The sequence below is a fragment of the Stutzerimonas stutzeri genome (genome assembly GCF_000590475.1).
GTDB classification, from domain to species: domain Bacteria; phylum Pseudomonadota; class Gammaproteobacteria; order Pseudomonadales; family Pseudomonadaceae; genus Stutzerimonas; species Stutzerimonas stutzeri_D.
The window spans coordinates 831,178-854,839 of the sequence record NZ_CP007441.1; the positions used below are offsets into that span (position 1 = coordinate 831,178).

The following is a 23,662-nucleotide window of genomic DNA, read 5'->3' on the forward strand; positions in this document are numbered from 1 at the left end:
TGATCTTACTGATTGTCGAGCCCGCCCCTGGTCGCTCCAGCCGCACCTTCGCGCCCGTCCCCAGTCGATATCGGTAACGCCCAGCCGAAGCGATATCGCCATGCCAGAAGGCCCGTCCATTGTCATTCTTCGAGAAGAAGTCGCCGAATTTGAAGGCAAGATCATCGACCGCGCGGAGGGCAGTGCCAAGCTCGACATAGCACGATTGATCGGTCAGTCGGTGCGATCGTTTCGCAGCTGGGGCAAGCACTTCCTGATCGAGCTGGACGATGTGTCGCTGCGCATTCACCTGCTCCTGTTCGGCAGTTACCGGATAAACGAGCGCAAGGATTCCACGCCGCGCCTGAGCCTGGGCTTTGCCAACGGCGAGCTGAATTTCTACGGCTGCTCGGTGCAATTCATCGAAGGTCCGTTGGAAGAGGCCTACGAGTGGAGCGCGGATGTCATGAGCGACGCCTGGGATAATCGCGCCGCGCTGAAGAAGCTGCGCGCCAGGCCGCGGCTGCTGGCCTGCGACGCGCTGCTGGATCAGACGCTGTTTTCCGGCTCCGGCAATATCATCAAGAACGAAGTGTTGTTCCGGACGCGCATCCATCCGCTGTCACTGATCGGCGAATTACCTGCGGCCAAGCTGCGTGAGTTGGCGCGTGAGGTGCGTAATTACAGCTTCGATTTCTTGCAGTGGAAGCGCGAGGGCAAGCTCAAGGCGAACTGGCTGGCACATACCAAGACCACCTGTCCGCGCTGCAGGATCCCGTTCGTCAAAGCCAAGTCTCTCGGCCGCAGCAAGCGCCGCAGCTTCTTCTGCGAGCGTTGTCAGAAGCGCTACGGCGACAGTGATCAGGTGTCGGTCGAGGCGCCGGAAACAGAGCAGTAGCGCGAGGTGGCGTACCCTTTGATTATGATCCACGCTCCGCCGTAGGGGCTGCCCCGGCTTTTCCCATACCGAGATATTCCTTCATGCGTATCGCTTCCTTGTTGCTGGCTGCTGCCGCAGTCGTCTGGATTCCACCGGTTTCCGCCTCCGAGTCGTTGCTCGATTTGCGGGTCGGCGAGGCGAGCTTGCAGGCGGAGTACGCGCGCTCGCCGGACGAACGAGCTCGCGGGCTGATGGAGCGCACCGAACTGCCAGCTGATCGCGGCATGCTGTTTCGCTTCGATGACGTGCGCCGTCACTGCCTCTGGATGAAAGACACGCCGCTGCCGCTTTCCGCTGCCTTCATGGACGAGCAGGGGCGCATCGTCGATATCATCGACCTGGAACCGCTGGACAAGGCGATCCGCTGTTCGCAAGAACCCGCGCGCTATGCGTTGGAGGTAAACCAGGGGTGGTATCGTCAGCACCGACTCGGGACTAATGACCACGTAAAGGGCATTCCCGAGGTCGATTGACAGACAGCCGTTCGCTGAGCCGATCGGTCTGGTATCGAGGCAGAAGGGTGTTGGTATGACGGGACGATTGATCTACCTGATAGGCCCTTCCGGCGCCGGCAAGGACAGTCTGCTGCAGGCCGCTCGCGAGCCGCTGCGGGCGCGCGGTTGCCGGGTCGCCCGGCGCGTCATTACCCGCTCTGCCGAAGCCGTGGGGGAGGATGCCATAGCGGTTAGCGAGTCAGAGTTCGAGCAGTTGCGCGGTAGCGGTGCCTTCGCATTGGCTTGGCACGCAAACGGCCTGCACTACGGAATATCCCGGAAGATCGATGATTGGCTGGCGGCAGGCGAGCATGTCTTGATCAACGGTTCGAGAGGCTATCTGGCCGAAGCGCGTCAACGTTATCCGCAGCTGCAACCGGTGCTGCTTACAGTGGCGCTGCCGATTCTGCGTGAGCGTTTGCTGGCACGCGGGCGTGAGTCGCTCGAGGAAATAGAGGCACGGCTGGCCCGCAACGAGCTATTTCAATCAACGGCGGAGCAAGGCGGGACGCAGCTGCTGGATAACTCCGGCCCACTCGAGCAGACCCTGCAGCGCTTGCTCCAGTTGATCGACCAAAACCATGCGTACGACTGACAGCTCCAGCGACAACGCTCCTCACGTGCTGATGAATGCCGGCATCGTTGCCCATTTCTACCTCATCCTCGCGTACTGATTTTTCGAGCGTGTCGTGCGAGACGTCACCGCGGCGCGGCATGGGACTGTACCTCTGCACTGGATGACCGGTGCGCGCCTCAGGCCGACCTTCGCCACGCTAGTCCAGTGGCAGCTCTGTCGTCCTTTTCACCTCACTCATCGCGATGTGTGAATGCGCCTCCTGTACATGCGGCCGTTGCAGCAGCTGGTCGCGCAAAAAGCGTTCGTAACTGTCGATGTCCTTGGCCACCACCTTGAGCAGATAATCCGACTCGCCGGCCATGGTGTGGCACTCCAGCACTTCGGGATAACCGACCACCGCACGCTCGAATTCATCGAGGTTGCTGCGGCCGTGGGCAGAGAGCTTGATGTTGACGAACACCGTCATGTTCAGCCCGAGCTTCTTCGGGTTGAGCAGGGCGACCTTGCGCTCGATCAACCCTTCTTCCTGCATGCGGTTGATGCGGCGCCAGCAGGGTGATTGCGACAGTTCGACCTTTTCCGCGATCTCGGCAGCGGAGAGGTCAGCGTTATGTTGCAGCAGCAGGAGAATCTTGCGATCGATGCTGCTCAGCAGGGTCTGCATGGTTGTGCTCTTTTTGTTGTTGTTAGTGGATGGATCATGCACGCGATTGCGCTTCTACCGCAAAAGTAGAAAGAAAATCGCTAGCCGTCACGGCCAAACTCTTTACCAACGCGCAACGGTGGGGTTATCCCCTGCCGGTCGCTGGCGTGGGAAAGCTTTCCGTGCGGCTGCCCACGACCTGTTAGGCGGGATGTGAAACACACATCCCAGACTCCGATAAAAACAAACAGGAGCGCCACATGTCATTGGCCGAGATTCGCCTGGATGACAAGTACCGGCTCGCAACCGGACATCTGTACCTCACCGGCACCCAGGCGCTGACCCGCCTGCCGATGCTGCAGCACCAACGCGACCAGGCCCAGAACCTGAACACCGGTTGCTTTATCTCCGGCTACCGCGGCTCGCCGCTTGGCATGCTGGACAAGAGCCTCTGGGAAGCGCGCGACTACCTCAAGCAGCACGCCATTCATTTCCAGCCGGGCCTCAACGAGGAACTGGCGGCGACGGCGGTGTGGGGCAGTCAGCAGACCAACCTGTTCCCCGGTGCCAAGTATGACGGCGTGTTCGCCATGTGGTACGGCAAGGGGCCGGGCGTCGACCGTTCCGGTGACGTCTTCAAGCACGGCAACGCCGCGGGCGTCTCGCCCCATGGCGGTGTGTTGCTGCTAGCCGGTGACGACCACGGCTGCAAATCCTCGACACTGCCGCACCAGAGCGAGCACGCCTTCATTGCTGCCTCGATTCCGGTACTCAACCCGTCCAACGTCCAAGAAATCCTCGACTACGGCATCATCGGCTGGGAGCTGTCGCGCTATTCCGGCTGCTGGGTGGCGCTCAAGACCATCGCCGAGAACGTCGATTCGTCAGCCGTGGTCGAGGTCGATCCGCTGCGGGTGCAGACGCGCATCCCCGATGACTTCGAACTGCCCAAAGACGGCGTGCACATCCGCTGGCCGGACCCGCCATTGGCGCAGGAAAAACGCCTCAACCTGTACAAGATTTACGCGGCGCGCGCCTTCGCACGGGCCAACAACCTCAACCGGGTGATGCTCGATTCGCCGAACCCGCGCCTCGGCATCATCACCACTGGCAAGTCGTATCTTGACGTTCGTCAGGCGCTGGACGATCTCGGTCTGGACGAAGCGCTGTGCGCCTCGGTCGGTCTGCGCGTGCTCAAGGTTGGCATGAGCTGGCCGCTGGAGCCGGTCTCGGTGCATGAGTTTGCCCAGGGCCTGGACGAAATTCTGGTGGTCGAGGAAAAGCGCAGCATCGTTGAAGACCAGCTCACCGGGCAGCTCTACAACTGGCCGCTGGACAAGCGGCCTCGCGTGGTCGGCGAGTTCGACGAGCACGGCACCTCGTTGCTGCCGAACCTCAGCGAACTGACGCCCGCGATGATCGCCCGGGTAATCGCCAAGCGCCTCGCGCCGATCTACTCCAGCGACAGCATCCAGGCGCGTCTGGCGTTCCTCTCCGCCAAGGAAAAAGCCCTGGCCGCACGCAGCTACGACACCGTGCGTACGCCGCATTACTGCTCCGGCTGCCCGCATAACAGCTCGACCAAGGTGCCGGAAGGCAGCCGTGCCTCGGCCGGTATCGGTTGCCATTACATGGTTCAGTGGATGGACCGGCGCACCGAGACCTTCACCCAGATGGGCGGCGAGGGCGTCAACTGGATCGGCCAGGCGCCGTTCACCGAAACGCCGCACATGTTCCAGAACCTCGGCGACGGCACCTACTTCCACTCCGGCAGCCTGGCCGTGCGCGCCGCGGTAGCGGCCGGGGTGAACATCACCTTCAAGATCCTCTACAACGATGCGGTGGCCATGACCGGTGGCCAGCCCATCGACGGTGAGCTGCGGGTCGATCAGCTCAGTCGGCAGATTGCCGACGAGGGCGTGAAACGCATCGCTTTGGTCAGCGACGAGCCGGACAAGTACCCGACTCGTGACTCCTTCGCGCCGATCACCAGCTTCCACCACCGCCGCGATCTGGACGCCGTGCAGCGTGAGTTGCGCGAGTTCAAGGGTGTCTCGGTGATCATCTATGACCAGACCTGCGCCACTGAGAAACGTCGTCGGCGCAAGCGCGGCAAGCTGGAAGATCCGGCAAAGCGCGCTTTCATCAACCCCGCCGTATGCGAGGGCTGCGGCGACTGCGGCGAGAAGTCCAACTGCCTGGCGGTGATGCCGCTGGAAACCGAACTGGGGCGCAAGCGCGAGATCGATCAGAACGCCTGCAACAAGGACTTTTCCTGCGTCGAAGGCTTCTGCCCGAGCTTTGTCACCGTGCACGGCGGCGGATTGCGCAAGCCGGAGGCCATGGCCGGTGGCATCGCGGGCGACCAGCTGCCCGAACCGCAGCATCCGACGCTGGATCGGCCCTGGAACGTGCTGATCCCCGGTGTCGGTGGCAGTGGCGTCACGACGCTTGGCGCGCTCTTGGGCATGGCCGCGCACCTGGAAGGCAAGGGCTGCACGGTGCTCGATCAGGCTGGCCTTGCGCAGAAGTTCGGCCCGGTGGTCACTCACGTGCGTATCGCCGCCAAGCAGGACGATATCTATGCCGTACGCATCGCGGCAGGCGAAACCGACTTGCTGCTGGGTTGCGATCTGGTGGTGGCTGCCGGCGAAGATTCGCTGACCCGCCTAAACGATCAGATCAGCCATGCGGTGATTAACAGCCACGAATCGGCGACCGCCGAATTCACCCGCAACCCCGATGCTCAGGTACCGGGCAAGGCCATGCGCGAAGCCTTGATGGATGCGGTGGGTGCCGAGAAGACCCATTTCATCGATGCGAGCTACCTGGCCACTCGACTGCTGGGCGATAGCATCGCCACCAACCTGTTTCTGCTGGGTTTCGCCTATCAGCAAGGGTTGTTGCCGCTGTCTGCCGAAGCCATCGAGAAAGCCATCAGCATCAACGGTGTTGCCGCAGAGCTGAACCAGCAGGCGTTCCGCTGGGGCCGGCGGGCGGTGCTGGAGCGTGAAGCGGTCGAAAAGCTCGCACGTCCGGTCGAGATGGCCGAACCAATCTGCCAAACGCTGGAAGAGATCGTCGACTGGCGGCTGGACTTCCTGACCAAATACCAGAACGCGGGCTATGCCAAGCGCTATCGCTCGATCGTCGAGCGCGTGCGTGCGGTGGATAGTGCTGACGACCTGGCGCTTTCGAAGGCCGTGGCGCGCTACTACTTCAAACTGCTTGCCTACAAAGACGAGTACGAAGTGGCGCGGCTGTACAGCGAGCCGGAGTTCCGCCAGCAGCTCGAGGCGCAGTTCGAAGGCGACTACAAGCTGCAGTTCCATCTGGCACCGGCCTGGCTGGCCAAGCGCGACAGCACCACTGGCGAGCCACGCAAGCGCGAGCTCGGCCCTTGGGTACTGAGCGCCTTCAACGTGCTGGCCAAGCTGAAGTTCGTGCGCGGCACGCCATTGGACGTGTTCGGCTACGGCCATGACCGCCGTGTCGAACGCGAACTGATCACCGAGTACGAGCGCAATCTTGATCAATTGCTGGCTCAACTGAAGCCGAGCAACTACCGCACCGCTGTGGCGATCGCTGCGCTGCCTGAGCTGATCCGCGGTTATGGCCCGGTGAAGGAGCGCTCCATCGCCAAGGCGCGCCAGCAGGAGAAGTTGCTCAAGGAGCAGATGAACCGCGGCGACGAGGTGCAGACCGTGCGGTTGTTCGAGCCTGCGGCGTGACCCGTGGACCTCAGCAGTACCACGAGCGACGCTGCCGTAGGGTGGGCTTTAGCCGACCGTTCCCCGGTGGGGCGCGCGGCGTTTTGCTTCAGCCCACCGCCAGGGCCGAGAGCACTGGTGGGCTTCAGCCCACGATTCCCGGGTCGTACGGGCGTCGGCCAGCCTACAAACCAAACGCTTATGCAGCACAAAACATCTGAAGGGCCGGAGATCAGAGCGCTTGAACAGAACAACAACAGAGGAATCCGCAATGTCCGTTTTCACCCACGCCGATTTTGATCACCACGAACAGGTGGTGTTCTGCCATGACAAGGCATCGGGTCTGCGCGCCATCATCGCCATCCATGACACCACGCTCGGTCCGGCGCTGGGCGGCTGCCGCATGTTTCCCTATGCTAGCGATGACGATGCCGTGCGTGACGTGCTGCGTCTGTCGCGCGGCATGACGCTGAAATCCTCGCTGGCCGGTCTCAAGCTCGGCGGGGGCAAGGCGGTGATCATTGGCGACCCGCATACCGGCAAGAGCCAGGCGTTGCTGCACGCCATGGGCGATTTCGTCGACAGCCTCGGCGGGCGCTACATTACTGCCGCCGATTCCGGCACCGGCGAGCCGGAAATGCAGGCCTTCGCCCAGCGCACGCGCCATGTCATCGGTGCGACGCCACGCGCCACGCTCGACGGCAGCATCGCCAGTGGTGACCCATCCCCGTCCACCGCGCTCGGCGTATTCGTCGGCCTGCGCGAGGCGGTGCGCCAGCGGCTCGGCCGGGACAACCTGCAAGGGCTGAAAGTGGCGATCCAGGGTGTCGGGCACGTGGGCATGGGACTCGCGCGGCACCTCAAGGCAGCCGGTGCCGAGCTTTGGGTGAGTGACATCTTCGAGGCCAACGTGCAGCAAGCGGTGGACGAGCTCGGCGCCCATGCCGTGCGTCCACATGACATCAGCAGCCTCGACGTAGATGTGTTCGCGCCGTGCGCCATGGGCGGCATCCTCAATGCCGAAACCCTGCAAACCCTGCGCGCGCCGGTGATCGCCGGCGCGGCAAACAACCAGCTGGCGAGTCCGGAAATCGGCGTCGAGCTGCAGCGGCGCAATCATCTTTACGCGCCGGACTACGCGATCAACGCCGGCGGCATCATCGACGTCTATTACCAGCGCATCGGTGGCAGCGCGGCGCAGACCGATACGCATGTCAAAGGCATCGCCGACACCCTGCGCGAGATCTTCAATCGCGCCGCCGCCAGTGGCGAGCCGACCTCGATCATCGCTGACCGTCTGGCGCTCGAGCGGCTGCATATTGGTGACCCCACCGCAGAGCCGAGCAAGCAGCGACTGCACGCCTAGCGATCCTTCGGGCGGCCTTTGCCGCCCGGTTTCTTTCGGCAGCCCAGCCGTACTGCCGAGCCATTTACGGAAGCGTTGACCCGGTCAGCCCAAGCGCAGCACGGCGTGGCGTGCCGAGGTACCTGGTGCCTCGACGGCCTGTGCTCGCAAAGTGACGGTCCTGGCTCGCCGCCGGCGTTCCGTTGTACAGCCCTGACAAAAACAACAAGCAGGAATCCGCAATGACAGACAAAAGCAGCCTTGTCGCCGGCACGCTCGGTGGCGCCTCCGTTGGTACTCAGCAAAGCGCGGTGCGGGGTCTCTGGTCCTCACGCTGGGTGTTCTTCCTGGCCGCTACCGGGTCGGCGGTCGGCCTCGGCAATATCTGGAAATTCCCCTATATCACCGGCCAGAACGGTGGCGGTGCCTTCGTGCTGGTGTATCTCGCCTGCATCTTATTGATCGGTATCCCCTTGCTGATGGCCGAGGTGATGATTGGCCGCCGCGGTCGGCAGAATCCCGACGGCGCAGTGGCGCGCCTGGCCCGTGAAGCAGGCGCCAGCTCGCGCTGGCGCGTCGCCGGCTGGCTCGGAGGGCTGACCGGATTTCTCATTCTGAGCTTCTATCTGGTGGTGGCCGGATGGGCGCTGGCGTACGTGCCGGCTACCCTCAGCGGCGGCTTCAACGGTGTCAGTGGCGAAGCCAGTGGCAACATGTTCGGTGCCCTGTTGGCCGATCCGCTGCGGCTGATCGTCTGTGGCAGCCTGGTGCTGGCGGCGACCATGCTGATCGTCGGCCTCGGTGTACGCGGCGGCTTGGAGCGCTCATTGCGCTTCCTCATGCCGGGCTTGTTCGTTCTGTTGCTGGCGCTGGTCGGCTACGCGGCGGTAAATGGCGAATTTGCCCGCGGCGTGGAATTTCTCTTCGTGCCGGACTTCTCCAAGCTGACCGCGACCAGCGTACTGGTGGCGCTGGGGCATGCCTTTTTCACCCTCAGCCTCGGCTGCGGCGCGATGATGGTCTATGGCTCTTACTTACCCGAAGGCACCTCGATCGCCAAAACCTCGATTCTGGTGGCCCTTGCGGACACGGCCGTGGCGCTGCTGGCCGGCTTGGCGATCTTCCCTCTGGTATTCGGTAATGGCCTGGAACCGGGCGCAGGCCCAGGCCTGATCTTCGTCACCCTGCCAATCGCCTTTGGCCAGATGCCGCTGGGTCAGTTGGTCGGCGGGCTGTTCTTCATCATGCTGGTGATCGCTGCGTTGACCTCGGCGATTTCATTGAGCGAACCGAGCATCGCCTGGATGACCGAGCGCTTCGGCATGACCCGCTTGAAGGCGGTGCTGACCAGCGGTGCGTTGTTGTGGTTGCTGAGCCTGGGCAGCGTGTTTTCCTTCAATCTCTGGGCGGATTACCAGCTGTTCGGCAAGACTTTCTTCGACGGCCTGGATTACCTGACCACCAATTGGCTGATGCCACTGGGCGGGCTGGCCACGGTGCTATTCGCCGGCTGGGTATTGCAGGAGAAGGTGGTGCGTGACGCCATCGGTATTCGTCGGGATGGGCTGTTCCGCGCCTGGTGGGTGCTGCTGAGGTTCGGCACTCCGCTGGCCATCGTGCTGGTGTTTCTCAATCTGAGCGGGTTGATTTAGCAGTCATTGGCGATCTCTGTCGTATGACAGGCCAGCGCCTTGCCCCGGTCTCGGTGGGCTAAAGCCCACCAGCCCCAGCCAGAGCTAACTAAGCCAGCCAGAGCTAACTAAGAAAGTGCAGTGGCTGGCAGCTCGGTTGTCAGCTTTTCGTTACGGATAATGACTTGCAACCCCGTCCTCCGGACCTTGCGCCGGGTTGTAAAGAAAAGCTTCCAGCGCGGCCCTCGCAAAGCTGCGCACGGTGCTGAATGCGGGCTTGTGGAGCTCTTCCCGCTGGTTTGTGATGGGCGCAGCCAAACCGTGCAGCGGCACCAAAACAAGAATCAGGAGGCGATATGAACGCCGTGACCAAGATCGAACAGCACAACCCTATCGGTACCGACGGCTTCGAGTTCGTCGAATTCACTGCGCCGAATGCCGAGGGTATCGAGCAGCTGCGTCAGCTGTTCAACCAGATGGGCTTCACCGAAACGGCCAAGCACCGCTCCAAGGAGGTCTGGCTGTTCCAGCAGAATGACATCAACGTCGTCCTCAACGGCAGTCCCACCGGGCATGTCCATGCGTTCGCCGAGAAGCACGGGCCGAGTGCCTGTGCCATGGCGTTCCGGGTAAAGAATGCCACTCAGGCCGCCGCCTATGTCGAGTCCCAGGGCGCCAAGCTGGTCGGCAGCCACGCCAATTTCGGGGAGTTGAACATTCCCTGCGTTGAGGGCATTGGCGGTTCCTTGCTGTATCTCGTCGACCGCTACGGCGACAAGAGCATCTATGACGTGGACTTCGAGTTCATCGAGGGCCGTACGCCGAATGACAACGCCGTTGGCCTGATGTGCATCGATCATCTGACCCACAACGTCATGCGTGGGCAGATGGACGTCTGGTCCGGGTTCTACGAGCGCATCGCCAACTTTCGCGAGATCCGTTATTTCGATATCGAGGGCAAGCTCACCGGCCTGTTCTCCCGCGCCATGACCGCGCCGTGCGGCAAGATCCGTATCCCGATCAACGAGTCGGCCGACGATAAGTCGCAGATCGAAGAGTTCATCCGCGAGTACCACGGCGAGGGTATCCAGCACATCGCGCTGTCCACCGACGACATCTACGCCACGGTGCGTCGCCTGCGTGCCAATGGCGTGGATTTCATGCGCACGCCGGACACCTACTACGAGAAAGTCGACACCCGTGTCGCTGGCCACGGCGAGCCCACCGATGTGCTGCGCGAGCTGAACCTGTTGATCGATGGTGCTCCGGGCACTGGCAAATCAGGTGACGACGGCATCCTGCTGCAGATCTTCACCGACACGGTGATCGGCCCGATCTTCTTCGAGATCATCCAGCGCAAAGGCAACCAGGGTTTTGGCGAAGGCAACTTCAAGGCGCTGTTCGAGTCGATCGAGGAAGATCAGGTCCGTCGTGGTGTGATCAGCGGGGAGTAGGCGTTCGGAACGCCGAATGTAGGGTGGATCACGCTTCACCGATCCACCAGGCGAGTCGAGCGCACCGCAGCGGCCAATGGCGGATGAAAAAAGCGTCATCCACCCTACGAGCAGGCAACAACCAGAGAACTCCATGAATAGCAACGAGACGAACCAAAAAGCCGGCTCACCCACGCTGAAGCTCTACGGTTATTGGCGCTCCAGCGCCGCCTACCGGGTGCGCATCGCGCTGAACCTCAAAGGGCTCGCCTTCGACAATCTGCCCGTGCATCTGGTCAAGGATGGCGGCCAGCAGCATTCGGTCGATTACAAGACGCTCAACCCGCAGGAACTGGTGCCTTTGCTGGTCGATGGCAACGAGCGCATCAGCCAATCGCTGGCGATCCTCGAATACCTGGAGGAAGTCTTTCCGCTTCCGGCCCTGCTGCCGCACGACCCGGTCGATCGTGCGCGGGTGCGGGCACTGGCGCTGCACATCGCCTGCGACCTGCATCCGCTGAACAACCTGCGGGTGCTGCAATACCTCAGCGGCCCGCTGGGCATCGCGGATGAGGCGAAGCAACAGTGGATCCGTCACTGGATCGCCACGGGTCTGGCCGGCGTCGAGCAGGGGCTCGCCGCGTTCGACGGCAAGCTGTCACTCGGCAGACGGCCGGGTTATCTGGAGGCATGCCTGGTTCCACAGGTATACAATGCGCGCCGTTTTTCCTGTGACCTCGGCGCCTACCCGCGCATTTTGCAGATGACCGAGCAGTGCGAAACCCTCGAAGCATTTGCCAATGCCGCTCCGGAGGTGCAGCCCGACGCTCAATGAAATAAAGGTCGATCCGCCTTGCCACTCCGTCGCGTCACAAGCGCGGCGGGTTCGATTCCGTCACAGATAACAACAAACAGGTGACGCATGACCCGTGAAACACCCAAGAACCTCTGGCTCTCCCGCTGGGGTTTCATCCTCGCCGCCACCGGCTCCGCCGTGGGCCTGGGCAATATCTGGAAATTCCCTTACATCACCGGGCAGTACGGCGGTGGCGCCTTCGTACTGATGTACCTGGCGTGCATCCTGGCCATCGGCATTCCGGTGATGATGACCGAGATCGCCATCGGCCGCCGCGGCCGTGGCAGCCCCATCGATGCGATCGGCCGCGCCGTGCGTGAGAACGGCAGCAGCACCCTGTGGAAGGGCGTCGGCGGCATGGCGATGGCGGCCGGTTTCCTGATTCTGTGCTTCTACGTGGTAGTAGCCGGCTGGGCCTTCGCCTATACGGTGAAGATGCTCGATGGCTCGCTCGCCGCCAGCTCCGTCGATAGCCTGGCGCAGGTATTCGAGGCGCATAACGCCAACCCCTGGCAGCTCGGTGGCTGGAGCGTGCTGGTGGCGTTGCTAACGTTGTGGATCGTCGCCAAGGGCGTGCAACAGGGCATCGAAAACTCGGTGCGCTGGATGATGCCAGGGCTGGCCGTGATGCTGCTGATCCTGGTGGGTTACGCCTTCACCAGCGGCGGTTTCGACGAGGGCTTCTCTTTCCTGTTCAGCTTCGACACCTCCAAGCTCACCGGTGAAGCGCTGCTGGCTGCGCTCGGCCACGCCTTCTTTACCCTCAGCCTGGCCTCCGGGGCGATCCTCACCTACGGTTCCTACATCCCCGACGGCCAATCCATCACCCGCACCACCTTCATGGTCGCCATCGCCGATACCGCGGTCGCGCTGCTGGCGGGTCTGGCGATCTTCCCGATCATTTTTGCCAACGGCATGGATCCGACCGCCGGCCCCGGCTTGATCTTCATGAGCCTGCCGCTGGCCTTCCAGCAGATGCCGTTCGGCACCCTGTTCGGCACCTTGTTCTTCGCCATGGTCTCGATCGCGGCACTGACCTCGGCCATCTCGATGATCGAGGCGACGGTCGCCTACCTCAACGAGAAGCACGGCATCAGTCGCCTTAAAGCCGCCGTCGGCGCCGGTGCGGTGCTGCTGGTGATCAGCTTGCTGGCCATGCTCTCGTTCAACCTGATGGCTGGCTGGACGCCGCTGGGCAAGAACTTCTTCGACTGGCTGGACTACCTGACCTCGCGCTGGATGATGCCGTTGGGTGGCATCTTCATCGTGGTCTTCGCCGGCTACGTGCTGCGCAGCGAGATCATGCGGGAGGAGCTCGACCTGCCGCCGCTGGGTTATGCGCTCTGGTTGTTCATGGTGCGTTACGTCTGCCCGGTGCTGATCACCATGGTGTTCCTGCACGCCCTCGGCTGGCTGGGCTTCGATCCGCTCGTGCGCTGGTACTGGATCGCCGGTGCCATCGGCGCGCTGACCATCCTCGGCGAGGGTCTGCGACCCCGGGTGATGCCGGCATTGGCCGGACGCTGAGTTCAGCTATCTATCCGATGCGACAACGCAACGGCACACCCTAAAAGGTGTGCCGTTTTCGTTTGTGGTCGACCGCCTATCGCCGCTTTTGCGGTGTGCTGAACATCTCTTACGGTGTATCGAAACGGCAGGCTGACGAGGCTTTGCGGCGCCTCGAGGCGATGACTGGCGTAAAGAACCTCGGGTGTTGGCCGACAGAATGACCAACGCAACGGATGCTTATTCCAGGCCAGGGATTGCCGACTCGATCCAGACCCATCCGGACACGCGCCCATGCCCAGCCGTCTCAAGTTCAGCCACAAGATTTTGCTGGCCGCGTCACTCGTAGTGATCGCCACCTTCGCCCTGTTCACGCTCTACAACGATTATCTGCAGCGCAACGCCATCCAGGCGAAGCTGGAAAGCTATCTGGACGAGATGGGCAAAGTCACTGCGCACAACATCCAGAACTGGTTGTCCGGCCGCCTCGTGCTGCTGGAAAACACAGCGCAGACCATCGCCCGCGACAGTTCCGGATCGGCCGTCGAGGCGCTGGTGCAGCAGCCGGCGCTCAGCTCCACCTTCGCCTTCACCTACCTGGGGCGCAACGATGGTGAATTCATCGTGCATCCGCGCTTCGAGTTGCCGGCCGGTTACGATCCGCGTCAGCGTCCCTGGTACAAGGACGCGATCAGTGCCGGCAAGACCACGCTGACCGAACCCTATCAGGATGCGGCGACCAACGAGCTGATCATCACCGCGGCGACCCCGGCCAGGGCCGGCGGCCAGAACCTGGGTGTGGTGGGCGGCGACCTCAGCCTCAAGGTGCTGGTGGACATCATCAATGCCCTCAACTTCGACGGCATGGGCTATGCGTTTCTCGTCAGCGGCGACGGCAAGGTGCTGGTCCACCCGGACCAGAACAAGGTGATGAAGACCCTCGGCGAGCTCTATCCGAAGAACACGCCGTCGCTGACCAGCGGCTTTACCGAGGCCGAGCTCGATGGGCAGGCGCGCATCCTCAGCTTCAGTCCTGTAGCCGGCCTGCCATCGGTGACTTGGTACGTGGGCATTTCGGTGGACAAGGAAAAGGCCTACGCCGCGCTGTCCAGCTTCCGTACCTCTGCGCTGGTTGCTGCCGTGATTGCCGTGGTGTTCATCATGGTGCTGCTGGGCATGCTGATTCGCGTACTGATGCGCCCGCTGACCGAAATGGGTCAGGCGATGGAGAACATCGCGGCGGGCGAGGGCGACCTCACGCGGCGACTGAAAGTCGAATCGAACGATGAATTCGGCACCTTGGCCACGGCGTTCAATCGATTCGTCGAACGTATTCACGGGTCGATCCGGGACGTGTCGTCGGCCACCGAACAGGTCAATGAAGTGGCGCAGCGCGTACTCGCCGCCTCCAACTCGTCGATGGTCAATTCCGACGAGCAGGCCAGCCGCACCAACAGCGTCGCCGCGGCGATCAATGAACTCGGCGCTGCTGCGCAGGAAATCGCCCGCAACGCCGCCGACGCCTCGCAGCAGGCCAGCGGTGCCAGCCATCAGGCCGAAGACGGGCGCAAGGTGGTCGAACAGAATATCGAGGCGATGAAGCAACTGTCGAACAACATCAGCGCGTCCTGTGCGCAGATCGAGGAGCTCAACAGCCAGACCGTCGGCATCGGGCAGATCCTCGACGTGATCAAGGGCATCTCCGAGCAGACCAATCTGCTGGCGCTCAACGCCGCCATCGAAGCGGCTCGCGCCGGGGAGGCCGGGCGTGGTTTCGCGGTCGTGGCCGATGAGGTGCGCAGCCTGGCGCATCGCACCCAGACCTCGGCGCAGGAGATCCACGGGATGATCGAGAAGCTGCAGGTCGGCGCGCGTGATTCGGTCAGCACCATGACCGAGAGCCAGCGACGCAGCGAGGCCAGCGTAGGTATCGCCAATCAGGCCGGTGAGCGCCTCGGCAGCGTGACCCAGAGCATCGGCGAGATCGATGCAATGAACCAGTCGGTAGCCGCCGCTACGGAAGAGCAGACCTCGGTGATCGAGTCGCTGAACATGGACATCACGGAGATCAACACGCTGAATCAGGAAGGGGTGGAGAACCTGCATTCGACGTTGCGTGCCTGCGGGGATCTGGAGCAGCAGGCTGCGCGGTTGAAGCAGTTGGTGGGGAGTTTTCGGATCTGATGCGGGGTTGATGACAAGGGCGCTTCGGCGCCCTTTTTGTTTAGCTGAGTTTGCCATCCGCTGCCCTACATCCGTGGGATGCCTAGTCCTCTCACGGTATCCATGCCGCTCGCCCGCTGCGCAGCGATTCCATTCGGCCTGCTGAATCGGGCATTCGGCGTTGTCTGGTAGTTCGGTGGGCAAGGATTCGGGTTCGTGGGTTACCCCGATTGGCCGGGTGGCTGAGGCATTGGTTTCGCCCTGCTGGGCGAGTCACTTTTTCTTGAGTGGCCAAGAAAAAGTAACCAAAAAGAAGGCCACCCCCTGCATCCGGGTTTTGCTTCGCAAAACTTCCCTCCCTCCGGCGCCGCTCCGGGGGGCGGCGCGAAGGGACATCCACGTCCCATCGCGCCTCGCTCGGCATCCATGCCTCGCGTCCCCCTGCGCAGCACCTGCGCTCGGCCTTCTGAAGGGGGATCGGGTCCAAGCCGTCTGCAAGTTTGAACAGCGAAACAAATGCGCTTTGCTTGTTTCCAGACGCTCGGACCAGCAGGCGACACCGAATGCCCCATCAGGGGGCCGAATGGAATCGCTGTGTAGAGGGGCGAGCGGCATGGATGCCGCGAGAGCCGTGAAGGGCCATGGATGGCCCTTGCGCGGCGACCCTCGGAGCAGCGATGGAATGAGGGAAGTCGAGCGCAGCGAACCGGGGACGCCTAGTCCGGATGCAGGGGCAAGCGTTTTTGCTTACTTTTTCCGCGTTTGGAAAAAGTGAGTCGCCCAGCAGGGCGAAACCAATGCCCCAGCCATCCCGGCCAACAGGTTTAAACCAGATGACTCCAGCCCACTAAATCTTCGCAGCCAAGGCCACTCCTCTAACAGCGCACTGTGCAGAGCTCTCGAACTTGCAACAGTCTCGTCGTAGCCCGGCATTACGGCTCGTCACGGTGGCGAGTTCGTGGCAGCGGGCGACCGCGGCCTCGGCGCCACGCCCACCCGTTGACCCATTTCCTACTCCCACGGTCCAGATAGACCAAGGCCCCGCCAATCTCGGGCCACCCGACCACAGGAGACTCCATGAAAGTCCTCATCGTACTTACGTCCCACGACAAACTCGGCGACACCGGCAAGCCAACCGGCTTCTGGCTCGAAGAATTCGCCGCGCCCTATTACGTCTTCAAGGACGCCGGCGCCGAAATCACCCTGGCTTCACCCAAGGGCGGTCAGCCCCCGCTTGACCCCAAGAGCGACGCACCGGATGCCCAGACCGAAATGACCAAACGTTTCAAGGAGGATGACGAGGCGCAAGCGCTGTTGGCCAACACCCGCAAGCTGGATGAGGTAGCGGCTGCAGACTTCGATACGGTGTTTTATCCCGGTGGCCACGGACCGCTATGGGACCTCGCCGGTAATGCCACCTCGATTGCGCTGATCGAATCCTTTATCCAAACGCGCAAGCCGGTGGCTGCGGTTTGTCACGCCCCGGCCGCGTTGGTCGACGTGCGCGGAGTGGATGGCGAATACCTGGTCAAGGGCAAGCGCGTGACCGGTTTCACCAACGCCGAGGAAGAGGCCGTGCAGCTCACCGATGTGGTGCCTTTCCTGCTGGAAGACAAGCTCAAGGCGCTCGGTGGCGACTACAGCAAAGGCCCGGACTGGTCATCTTACGTGGTGGTCGATGGCTTACTGGTTACCGGCCAGAACCCGGCGTCCTCCGCAGAGGCCGCACGGGCATTGCTCAAACTGCTGAAAGCCGGCTGAGTATCGTCAGCTCGGCAATCCGCTCGGCCAGGCCAGGGTCTCGGACTGACCGCAGGCTTCGAACAGCGGTTTGCTGAACAGATAGCCCTGCATCAGGGAGATCCCCAGATCGTGCAGGGCGCTGCATTCATCCAGGGTTTCCACGCCTTCGCCGATCACCTGGATGTCCAGCTCCTGGCACATGGCAACCGTTGCCCGGACGATGGCCTGCCGGGGGCGGCTCTGGTCGATGCCGCGGACCAGATCCATGTCCAGCTTGATGATGTCCGGCTGGAAGTCGGCGAGCAGGTTGAGGCCGGCAAAGCCGGCACCGAAATCGTCGATGGCGGTGAGAAATCCGATGCGCTGGTATTCGCGCAGCACTTCGGCCAGCCACTTGGCATCGCTGATGCGCTCTCCTTCGACCGTCTCGAAGATGATCCGCTCGACAGGAAAATCATGCGCGCGGGCCGCTTCCAGTGTCGAGCGAATGCACAGCTCCGGCCGGTAGATGGCGTTGGGCATGAAGTTGATCGACAGCCTGCTCTGCATTTCGAGCTTGGCTGCAGTCTTGATCGCTTTGACCCGGCAGGCCTGGTCGAAACGGAAGCGATTGTCCGGGGTTACCTGTGACAGCACGCTGGGTGCCGGCTCGCCATTGACGCCGCGCACCAGCGCTTCGTGGGCAAAGATCGTCCGTGCGCTCAGGTCGACGATGGGCTGATAGGCGTAGCTGAAGCGAAAGCCCAAACGTTCGCCGCTGGCACAGCTGGGGCAGGCCCCGTGCTCGCTGGCCGAATGACAGGCGTATTGATCTGGAGCTGGGTTGCCAGCGGTGTTGCTATGGGTCATGGGCGAGCTCGTTCGAAACCAGTTGCTGGAAGGTAGCGGCCGCTCTGGCCGGCGCTGGAGTCCGTTCGTCACCAAGCAATCAGCATCCGGGGCGAACGGCAAACGCCATGTCAGGCTAGCAGTCTTACAGGTGATGGCCAAGTGCCACAGCATTACGGCCTGAGGCGAATGTTTGGCTGCGGGGGCGGGCTTGAAGGATTCTCACTGTCGGATGCGGACCTGCAGCGGTTATCACCTTGCTGCTTTCTTCCAACGACGAATTCGCCACTGCAGCGAGCCGGTTCTGGATGTTGAGCGCCGCCGAAGCTGGCGCGCGTTGAGCTGGCCTGAGCGGGATGCATGAAGTTGAGCCATGCTGTCAGACTCATTCAAGACCCATTCGGAGAGTCCATGTCTACGACCACCCGCAAAGTAGCGATCATTACGGGCGCATCCCGCGGTATCGGTGCCGAGATCACCCGCCGTCTGGCGGCCAATGGTTTCGCCGTGGCAATCAACTATGCCAACAGTGCTGGTGATGCCGAGGCGCTGGTGGCGCAGTTGCGCGAGGCCGGCTGCGAAGCGAAGGCGATCCAGGCGAACGTTGCCGACTCCGCCGAGGTGACGAGATTGTTCGAGCAGACCGAGCAGCAATTGGGCAAGGTCGACGTACTGGTCAATAACGCCGGTGTGCTGAAAACCATGCCGCTGGCGCAAACCAGCGATGAACTCTACGAGCAGACATTCGGGATCAATACGCGCGGCACCTTCAACACGTTGCGCGAGGCAGCGGCACGGCTCAACGACGGTGGGCGTATCGTCAATCTGTCGAGTACCGCCATTGCGCTGAAGCTGCCCGGTTACGCGGTATACAACGCCAGCAAGGCGGCGGTCGAAGCCCTGACCCAGGTGTTCGCCAAGGAGCTGCGTGGCCGCAATATTACGGTCAATGTGGTGGCGCCTGGCCCGGTCGCCACTGAGCTGTTCCTCAACGGCAAGACCGAGGAACAGGTCCAGCAGTTCGCGAAGATGCCGCCGCTCGAGCGCCTCGGCCAGCCGGAGGATATCGCCGGTGTCGTCGCCTTTCTCGTCGGGCCGGATGCGGGTTGGGTCAATGGCCAAGTGCTGCGCGCCAATGGCGGCCTCGCATGAGCCGGCCATGAGTCAGCCCACGGTGGCGCCGCTTCGCTGAAGCCGGCTTGCCAGAGCCAGGCAAACCGGCTTTTTCACGGGTGTAGCCGTGCGTTCGGGTTATGCAGTCACGCGAGCAACGGCTCGCGCCAGGTCATCCAGGCGCTCGGCATCCAGACCCGCGATATTGGCGCGCCCGCTCTCCACCATATAGACCGAGTCTTCGGCTCGCAGGCGCAGTACCTGCTCGGCGGTCAGACCGGTGTAGGAGAACATCCCGCGTTGCTGTGCGATATGCGCGAAACGCTCGGCAAGCCCGTACGGCGCGAGGGCTTCGACCAGCCCCTGACGCAGCCCGGCAATGCGCTCGCGCTTGGCCGCGACCTCCTGCTTCCAGAGCTGGCGCAGTTCCTGGTTCGCGAGGATCGTCGCAACCACGGCAGCGCCATGGGACGGCGGCGTTGACCAAAGGCCGCGTGCCACCGAAGCGAACTGGCTGCGCACGTCGATCAGCGAATCGCCATTGGCGGTAACCGCGATCAGCGCACCGGTGCGTTCGCGATACAAGCCGAAGTTCTTCGAGCAGGAGCTGGTGATCAGCACCTCGGGCAGCACGTCGACGAACAACCGCACCGCCCAGGCGTCTTCGTCCAGGCCGTCGCCGAAGCCCTGATAGGCGAAGTCGAACAGCGGCAGCAGTTCGCGCTGACGAACGATCTCCAGCACCTGGTGCCAGTCATCCCGGCTCAGGTCGTAGCCTGTGGGGTTGTGGCAACAGGCGTGCAGCAACACCACGTCACCGGCCGGAATTCGCTCCAGCGCGGCGAGCATTGCCGGCACGTCCAGCTGGTTCTGCGCATTGACGTAAGGATAATGCTCGACGGTAAGCCGGGCCGCGGCGAACAGCGTCTCGTGGATCGGCCAGGTCGGGTCGCTGAGCCAGAGGCGGCGGCCCGGCAGACACTTGGCGATGAAATCGCCTGCCAGTCGCAGCGCACCGGTGCCGCCCGGCGTCTGGGTGCATCCGGCGCGGTTCTCGACCAGCGCTGGCGAGCCTTCGCCCAGTACCAGGCGCAGCAGCTGCTCGCCGAAGAGCGGATCACCGTGGCCGCCGATGTAACTCTTGGTCTGCTCGCTGTCGATCAGCCGTTGCTCGGCTAGCTTCACCGCCTTGGGGATCGGTGTCAGGCCCAGGGCGTCTTTGTAGACGCCGACGCCCAGGTCGAGCTTGGCCGGGTTGGGGTCGGCGCGATAGGCATCGAGCAGGCCGAGAATCGGATCGCCCGGAACCCGCGCCACTTCAGCGAAATGCTTCACTTGCGGCCCTCGGCAGTCTTGGCCACCTCATCGGTGCGCGCGGCCATGATGAAATCGTTGCGGTGCAGGCCCTTGATCGAATGGCTCCACCAGGTGACGGTGACCTTGCCCCATTCGGTGAGCAGCCCAGGGTGGTGACCCTCGGCTTCGGCAATCTCGCCGACCGCATTGGTGAAGGCCAGGGCGTGGCGGAAGTTCTTGAACGCGAAGACCTTCTCCAGCTCCATGTGGCCGTCGCGGGTCTCGATGTTCCAGTCCGGGATCTGCTTGATGAGTTCGGCCAGTTCGTCGTCGGAAACCTTGGGCGCGTCGGCGCGGCAGGCTTCGCAGTGGGCTTGGGTCAGAGCGGTCATGATCGGGTCCTAGTGGTGAGGGTCATAAGAGTTAAGCAGCGTAGCGTGGACAACGCCGCAGGCTTGTCCACGCGTGGGGTTCGGTCCGCCACGTTGACGAGGGCTCATCCACCAACGGGCTAAAGCGACTGGCGCCGCCGCGAGACGTCGTCATGGCCGAAACCGACGCGTGGAAAAGGCTTCGCAGTTTTCCACCCTACGCCGCTTTTGGCGGAAACTTCGGCTGGTGCAGGCCCAGCTGCATGGCGGTGCGCACGCAGGCCATGATGTCTTCGTGGGCAACGTCGAACAGCCGCTTGAGCTCGGGCAGGACGAAGTACACCGGTTGCAGGATGTCGATGCGATACGGCGTGCGCATCGCTTCGACCATGTCGAATGGCTGGTGCTCCGGTTCGTCCGAGAGGCAGTAGCGCGTTTCCTTCGGCGAGGAGAGGACGCCGCCGCCGTAGATGCGCCGTCCGGACGGCGTGTCTACCAGGCCGAACTCGATGGTCATCCAGTACAGCCGCGCAAGATAGACGCGCTCTTCCTTGCTGGCCTTGAGGCCGAGCTGGCCGTAGGTGTGGGTGAATTCGGCGAACCAGGGATTGGTCAGCAGTGGGCAGTGGCCGAAGATCTCGTGAAAGATGTCCGGCTCCTGCAGGTAATCCAGCTCCTCGGGGGTGCGGATGAAGGTGGCGACCGGGAAGCGCTTGCTGGCCAGTAGTTCGAAAAAGGTTTGGAAGGGAATCAGCGCCGGCACTCGTGCCACCTGCCATCCGGTGGACGCATCCAGCACACGGTTGATTTCGCCCAGCTGCGGGATACGGTCGTGGGGCAGGGCCAGCTGCTCGATCCCGTCCAGGTATTCCTGGCAGGCACGACCGTCGAGCAGTTTCAGCTGGCGTTCGATCAGCGTCTGCCAGACCGCATGTTCGGCGTCCGGGTAATGAATCCAGCCTTGCGCATCCGGTTCGCGGGCGACGTATTTCGTAGCTTTCATCTGACCTCCTGAGCGGGATGGCCGCGTGAATCTTGTTGTTATGGATGCCTCATCTGACCGCGACAGGAGAGGGCTGGGTAGGGTTCGGAAGGGCGTTGGGGCTGCCGTCTTCCCTCTGTCTTGTAACGAAAAAATTACGATCGAGCGTGTCGGCGTGATAATCGCCTTGCTCAGCCAGACAGGTGTCAAATAATCTTGACGATAATCAACGGCAGCTTTGAGAAAATTGCCGCTTCGTCGTTCCCACAGAGGCTTTCTTGCATGCGTATCAGAATTCTCTGCCAGAACCGCATCGGCATTCTGCGGGACATGCTCGAGCTGCTAGTGGACTACGGCATCAACGTCGCCCGCGGCGAAGTCGGCGGCGAGCACGGTAACGCGGTCTACCTGCATTGCCCCAATCTGATGAACCTGCAACTGCAAGCCCTGCGTCCCAAGATCGAAGCCCTGCAGGGCGTGTTCGAGGTACGCAAGGTCGGGCTGATGCCCAGCGAGCGGCATTCGCTGGAACTCAATGCACTGCTCGGTGCGCTGGAGTTTCCGGTGCTGTCGATCGACATGACGGGTGCCATCGTGGCCGCTAACCGTGCCGCGGCGCAGCTGCTTGGCGTGCGGGTGGATGAAGTGCCGGGCATGAGCCTGTCGCGCTACGCCGAGGATTTCGATCTGCCGGAGCTGGTGCGGGCCAACAAGGCGCGGATCAATGGGCTGCGGGTGACCATCAAAGGTGACGTTTTCCTCGCCGACATCGCCCCGCTCCAATCGGAACACGACGACAGTGAGGCGTTGGCTGGCGCAGTGTTGACGCTGCATCGCGCCGATCGTGTCGGCGAGCGCATCTACAACGTGCGCAAGCAGGAGCTGCGCGGTTTCGACAGCATCTTCCAGAGTTCGAAAGTGATGGCCGCGGTGGTCCGTGAAGCGCGCCGCATGGCCCCGCTGGACGCGCCGTTGCTGATCGAAGGCGAAACCGGCACCGGCAAGGAGCTGCTGGCGCGCGCTTGCCACCTGTCGAGCCCGCGCGGGCAATCGCCGTTCATGGCGCTGAACTGCGCCGGCTTGCCGGAATCCATGGCCGAGACCGAGCTGTTCGGCTACGGCCCAGGTGCCTTCGAGGGCGCGCGACCCGAAGGCAAGCTCGGCCTGCTGGAGCTGACCTCGGGCGGGACGCTTTTTCTCGATGGCGTCGGGGAAATGAGCACTCGGCTGCAGGCCAAGCTGGTGCGCTTTCTGCAGGACGGGTGTTTCCGTCGGGTCGGCAGCGACGAGGAGGTTTACCTGGACGTGCGGGTGATCTGCGCGACGCAGCTGGATCTGTCCGAACTCTGCGCCAAGGGCGAATTTCGCCAGGATCTCTATCACCGCCTCAACGTGCTGTCGCTGCATATTCCCCCGCTGCGCGAATGCCTCGACGGCCTGGAACCGCTGGTGCAGCACTTTCTCGACCAGGCCAGCCGGCAGATCGGTTGCGCGCTGCCGAGTCTGTCAGCGCAGGCGCTGGAGCGGCTGGCCGCCTATCACTGGCCGGGCAATGTGCGGCAGTTGGAGAACACGCTGTTTCAAGCGGTTTCGCTGTGCGAAGGCGGGTTGATCAAGCCCGAGCACATTCGCCTGCCGGATTACGGCACGCCGCAGCCGTTGGGCGAATTCTCCCTGGAGGGTGGCCTGAACAGCATCGTCGGGCGTTTCGAGAAGGCGGTGCTGGAGGCGCTTTATCAGCAGCATCCGAGCAGTCGTCTGCTGGGCAAGCGGCTGGGCGTTTCGCACACCACCATTGCCAACAAACTGCGCGACTACGGGATCGGTAAAGATGGCTGAAGTGGCCGAACCCCAACTCGAGCGAGCTGAACAGCTTGGCCGGTGCGCAGCTTGCTACGTTGTAAGACGCTGGGGCGTGGAGCGCACTGGCGCGAATCTATCTTGGAGTCGAGGTGTGCTGCGCCGTTGAACGCGAGTGCCAGGCACGTACCGGCTCTTAAAGTCTTCTAATTACATCTTTAGGCTCGTTAGCTCTAGATCACCCATCGTAGA

18 protein-coding genes are annotated in these 23,662 nt (G+C 62.6%); 13 read left to right on the top strand and 5 right to left on the bottom strand.

Annotated features, from left to right (window positions below; genetic code table 11):
- The first annotated feature begins 100 nt into the window (after positions 1-100).
- The 3 genes from CH92_RS03915 to phnN all read left to right on the top strand — a co-directional run bounded on the left by CH92_RS03915 (position 101) and on the right by phnN (position 2,008).
- The gene (locus CH92_RS03915) at positions 101-877 is read left to right on the top strand and encodes a DNA-formamidopyrimidine glycosylase family protein (protein ID WP_025240469.1); all 777 of its coding nucleotides are present in this window, start codon (positions 101-103) and stop codon (positions 875-877) included.
- 83 nt (positions 878-960) lie between these two features.
- Entirely contained in the window at positions 961-1,392 is a 432-nt protein-coding gene (locus CH92_RS03920; protein ID WP_025240470.1) for a DUF192 domain-containing protein, read from the top strand.
- Between the two features lie 55 nt (positions 1,393-1,447).
- Positions 1,448-2,008 (top strand): phosphonate metabolism protein/1,5-bisphosphokinase (PRPP-forming) PhnN, encoded by a 561-nt coding sequence (gene phnN, locus CH92_RS03925; protein ID WP_025240471.1) that lies wholly within the window; start codon positions 1,448-1,450, stop codon positions 2,006-2,008.
- Between the two features lie 178 nt (positions 2,009-2,186).
- Here the strand turns inward: phnN and CH92_RS03930 are convergent, their stop codons facing one another.
- On the bottom strand, positions 2,187-2,654 hold the full coding sequence (locus tag CH92_RS03930; protein ID WP_025240472.1) for an Lrp/AsnC family transcriptional regulator: 468 nt from the start codon (positions 2,652-2,654) through the stop codon (positions 2,187-2,189).
- Between the two features lie 239 nt (positions 2,655-2,893).
- Here CH92_RS03930 and CH92_RS03935 point away from each other — a divergent pair, with 239 nt between their 5' ends.
- The 8 genes from CH92_RS03935 (at position 2,894) to CH92_RS03970 (ending at position 17,038) form a co-directional block, all read left to right on the top strand.
- Positions 2,894-6,364 carry an indolepyruvate ferredoxin oxidoreductase family protein gene (locus CH92_RS03935; protein ID WP_025240473.1) on the top strand — a complete coding sequence of 1,157 codons (3,471 nt, stop codon included), beginning with the start codon at positions 2,894-2,896 and terminating at the stop codon, positions 6,362-6,364.
- A 250-nt stretch (positions 6,365-6,614) separates the two neighbouring features.
- Positions 6,615-7,709 carry a Glu/Leu/Phe/Val dehydrogenase dimerization domain-containing protein gene (locus tag CH92_RS03940; RefSeq protein ID WP_025240474.1) on the top strand — a complete coding sequence of 365 codons (1,095 nt, stop codon included), beginning with the start codon at positions 6,615-6,617 and terminating at the stop codon, positions 7,707-7,709.
- 221 nt (positions 7,710-7,930) lie between these two features.
- A complete protein-coding gene (locus CH92_RS03945) occupies positions 7,931-9,340 on the top strand; it encodes a sodium-dependent transporter (RefSeq protein WP_025240475.1) in 1,410 nt (469 codons plus the stop codon).
- 335 nt (positions 9,341-9,675) lie between these two features.
- Positions 9,676-10,773 carry a 4-hydroxyphenylpyruvate dioxygenase gene (gene hppD, locus CH92_RS03950; RefSeq protein WP_025240476.1) on the top strand — a complete coding sequence of 366 codons (1,098 nt, stop codon included), beginning with the start codon at positions 9,676-9,678 and terminating at the stop codon, positions 10,771-10,773.
- A gap of 133 nt (positions 10,774-10,906) precedes the next feature.
- Positions 10,907-11,587, top strand: a complete 681-nt coding sequence (maiA, locus tag CH92_RS03955) for a maleylacetoacetate isomerase (protein WP_051517545.1) — start codon at positions 10,907-10,909, stop codon at positions 11,585-11,587.
- 87 nt (positions 11,588-11,674) lie between these two features.
- Positions 11,675-13,135 carry a sodium-dependent transporter gene (locus CH92_RS03960; protein WP_025240478.1) on the top strand — a complete coding sequence of 487 codons (1,461 nt, stop codon included), beginning with the start codon at positions 11,675-11,677 and terminating at the stop codon, positions 13,133-13,135.
- Positions 13,136-13,408: 273 nt separating this feature from the next.
- Entirely contained in the window at positions 13,409-15,298 is a 1,890-nt protein-coding gene (locus tag CH92_RS03965) for a methyl-accepting chemotaxis protein (protein ID WP_025240479.1), read from the top strand.
- 1,056 nt (positions 15,299-16,354) lie between these two features.
- Positions 16,355-17,038 (top strand): type 1 glutamine amidotransferase domain-containing protein, encoded by a 684-nt coding sequence (locus CH92_RS03970; RefSeq protein ID WP_025240480.1) that lies wholly within the window; start codon positions 16,355-16,357, stop codon positions 17,036-17,038.
- Positions 17,039-17,044: 6 nt separating this feature from the next.
- Here CH92_RS03970 and CH92_RS03975 read toward each other — a convergent pair whose 3' ends face one another.
- Positions 17,045-17,869 carry an EAL domain-containing protein gene (locus CH92_RS03975; RefSeq protein WP_025240481.1) on the bottom strand — a complete coding sequence of 275 codons (825 nt, stop codon included), beginning with the start codon at positions 17,867-17,869 and terminating at the stop codon, positions 17,045-17,047.
- Between the two features lie 390 nt (positions 17,870-18,259).
- Here CH92_RS03975 and CH92_RS03980 point away from each other — a divergent pair, with 390 nt between their 5' ends.
- Entirely contained in the window at positions 18,260-19,000 is a 741-nt protein-coding gene (locus tag CH92_RS03980) for an SDR family oxidoreductase (protein ID WP_025240482.1), read from the top strand.
- Between the two features lie 99 nt (positions 19,001-19,099).
- On the opposite strand, the gene CH92_RS03985 is transcribed toward CH92_RS03980, so the two are convergent.
- The 3 genes from CH92_RS03985 to phhA form a co-directional block, all read right to left on the bottom strand.
- Positions 19,100-20,296 carry an amino acid aminotransferase gene (locus CH92_RS03985; protein WP_025240483.1) on the bottom strand — a complete coding sequence of 399 codons (1,197 nt, stop codon included), beginning with the start codon at positions 20,294-20,296 and terminating at the stop codon, positions 19,100-19,102.
- On the bottom strand, positions 20,293-20,649 hold the full coding sequence (locus CH92_RS03990; protein WP_025240484.1) for a 4a-hydroxytetrahydrobiopterin dehydratase: 357 nt from the start codon (positions 20,647-20,649) through the stop codon (positions 20,293-20,295). The genes CH92_RS03985 and CH92_RS03990 overlap by 4 nt, the downstream gene beginning before the upstream one ends.
- Positions 20,650-20,845: 196 nt before the next feature.
- Entirely contained in the window at positions 20,846-21,631 is a 786-nt protein-coding gene (phhA, locus tag CH92_RS03995; RefSeq protein WP_025240485.1) for a phenylalanine 4-monooxygenase, read from the bottom strand.
- 261 nt (positions 21,632-21,892) lie between these two features.
- On the opposite strand from phhA, the gene CH92_RS04000 reads away from it, so the two are divergent.
- Positions 21,893-23,449, top strand: a complete 1,557-nt coding sequence (locus tag CH92_RS04000; protein ID WP_025240486.1) for a sigma-54-dependent phenylalanine hydroxylase transcriptional regulator PhhR — start codon at positions 21,893-21,895, stop codon at positions 23,447-23,449.
- The last annotated feature ends 213 nt before the right edge of the window (positions 23,450-23,662 follow it).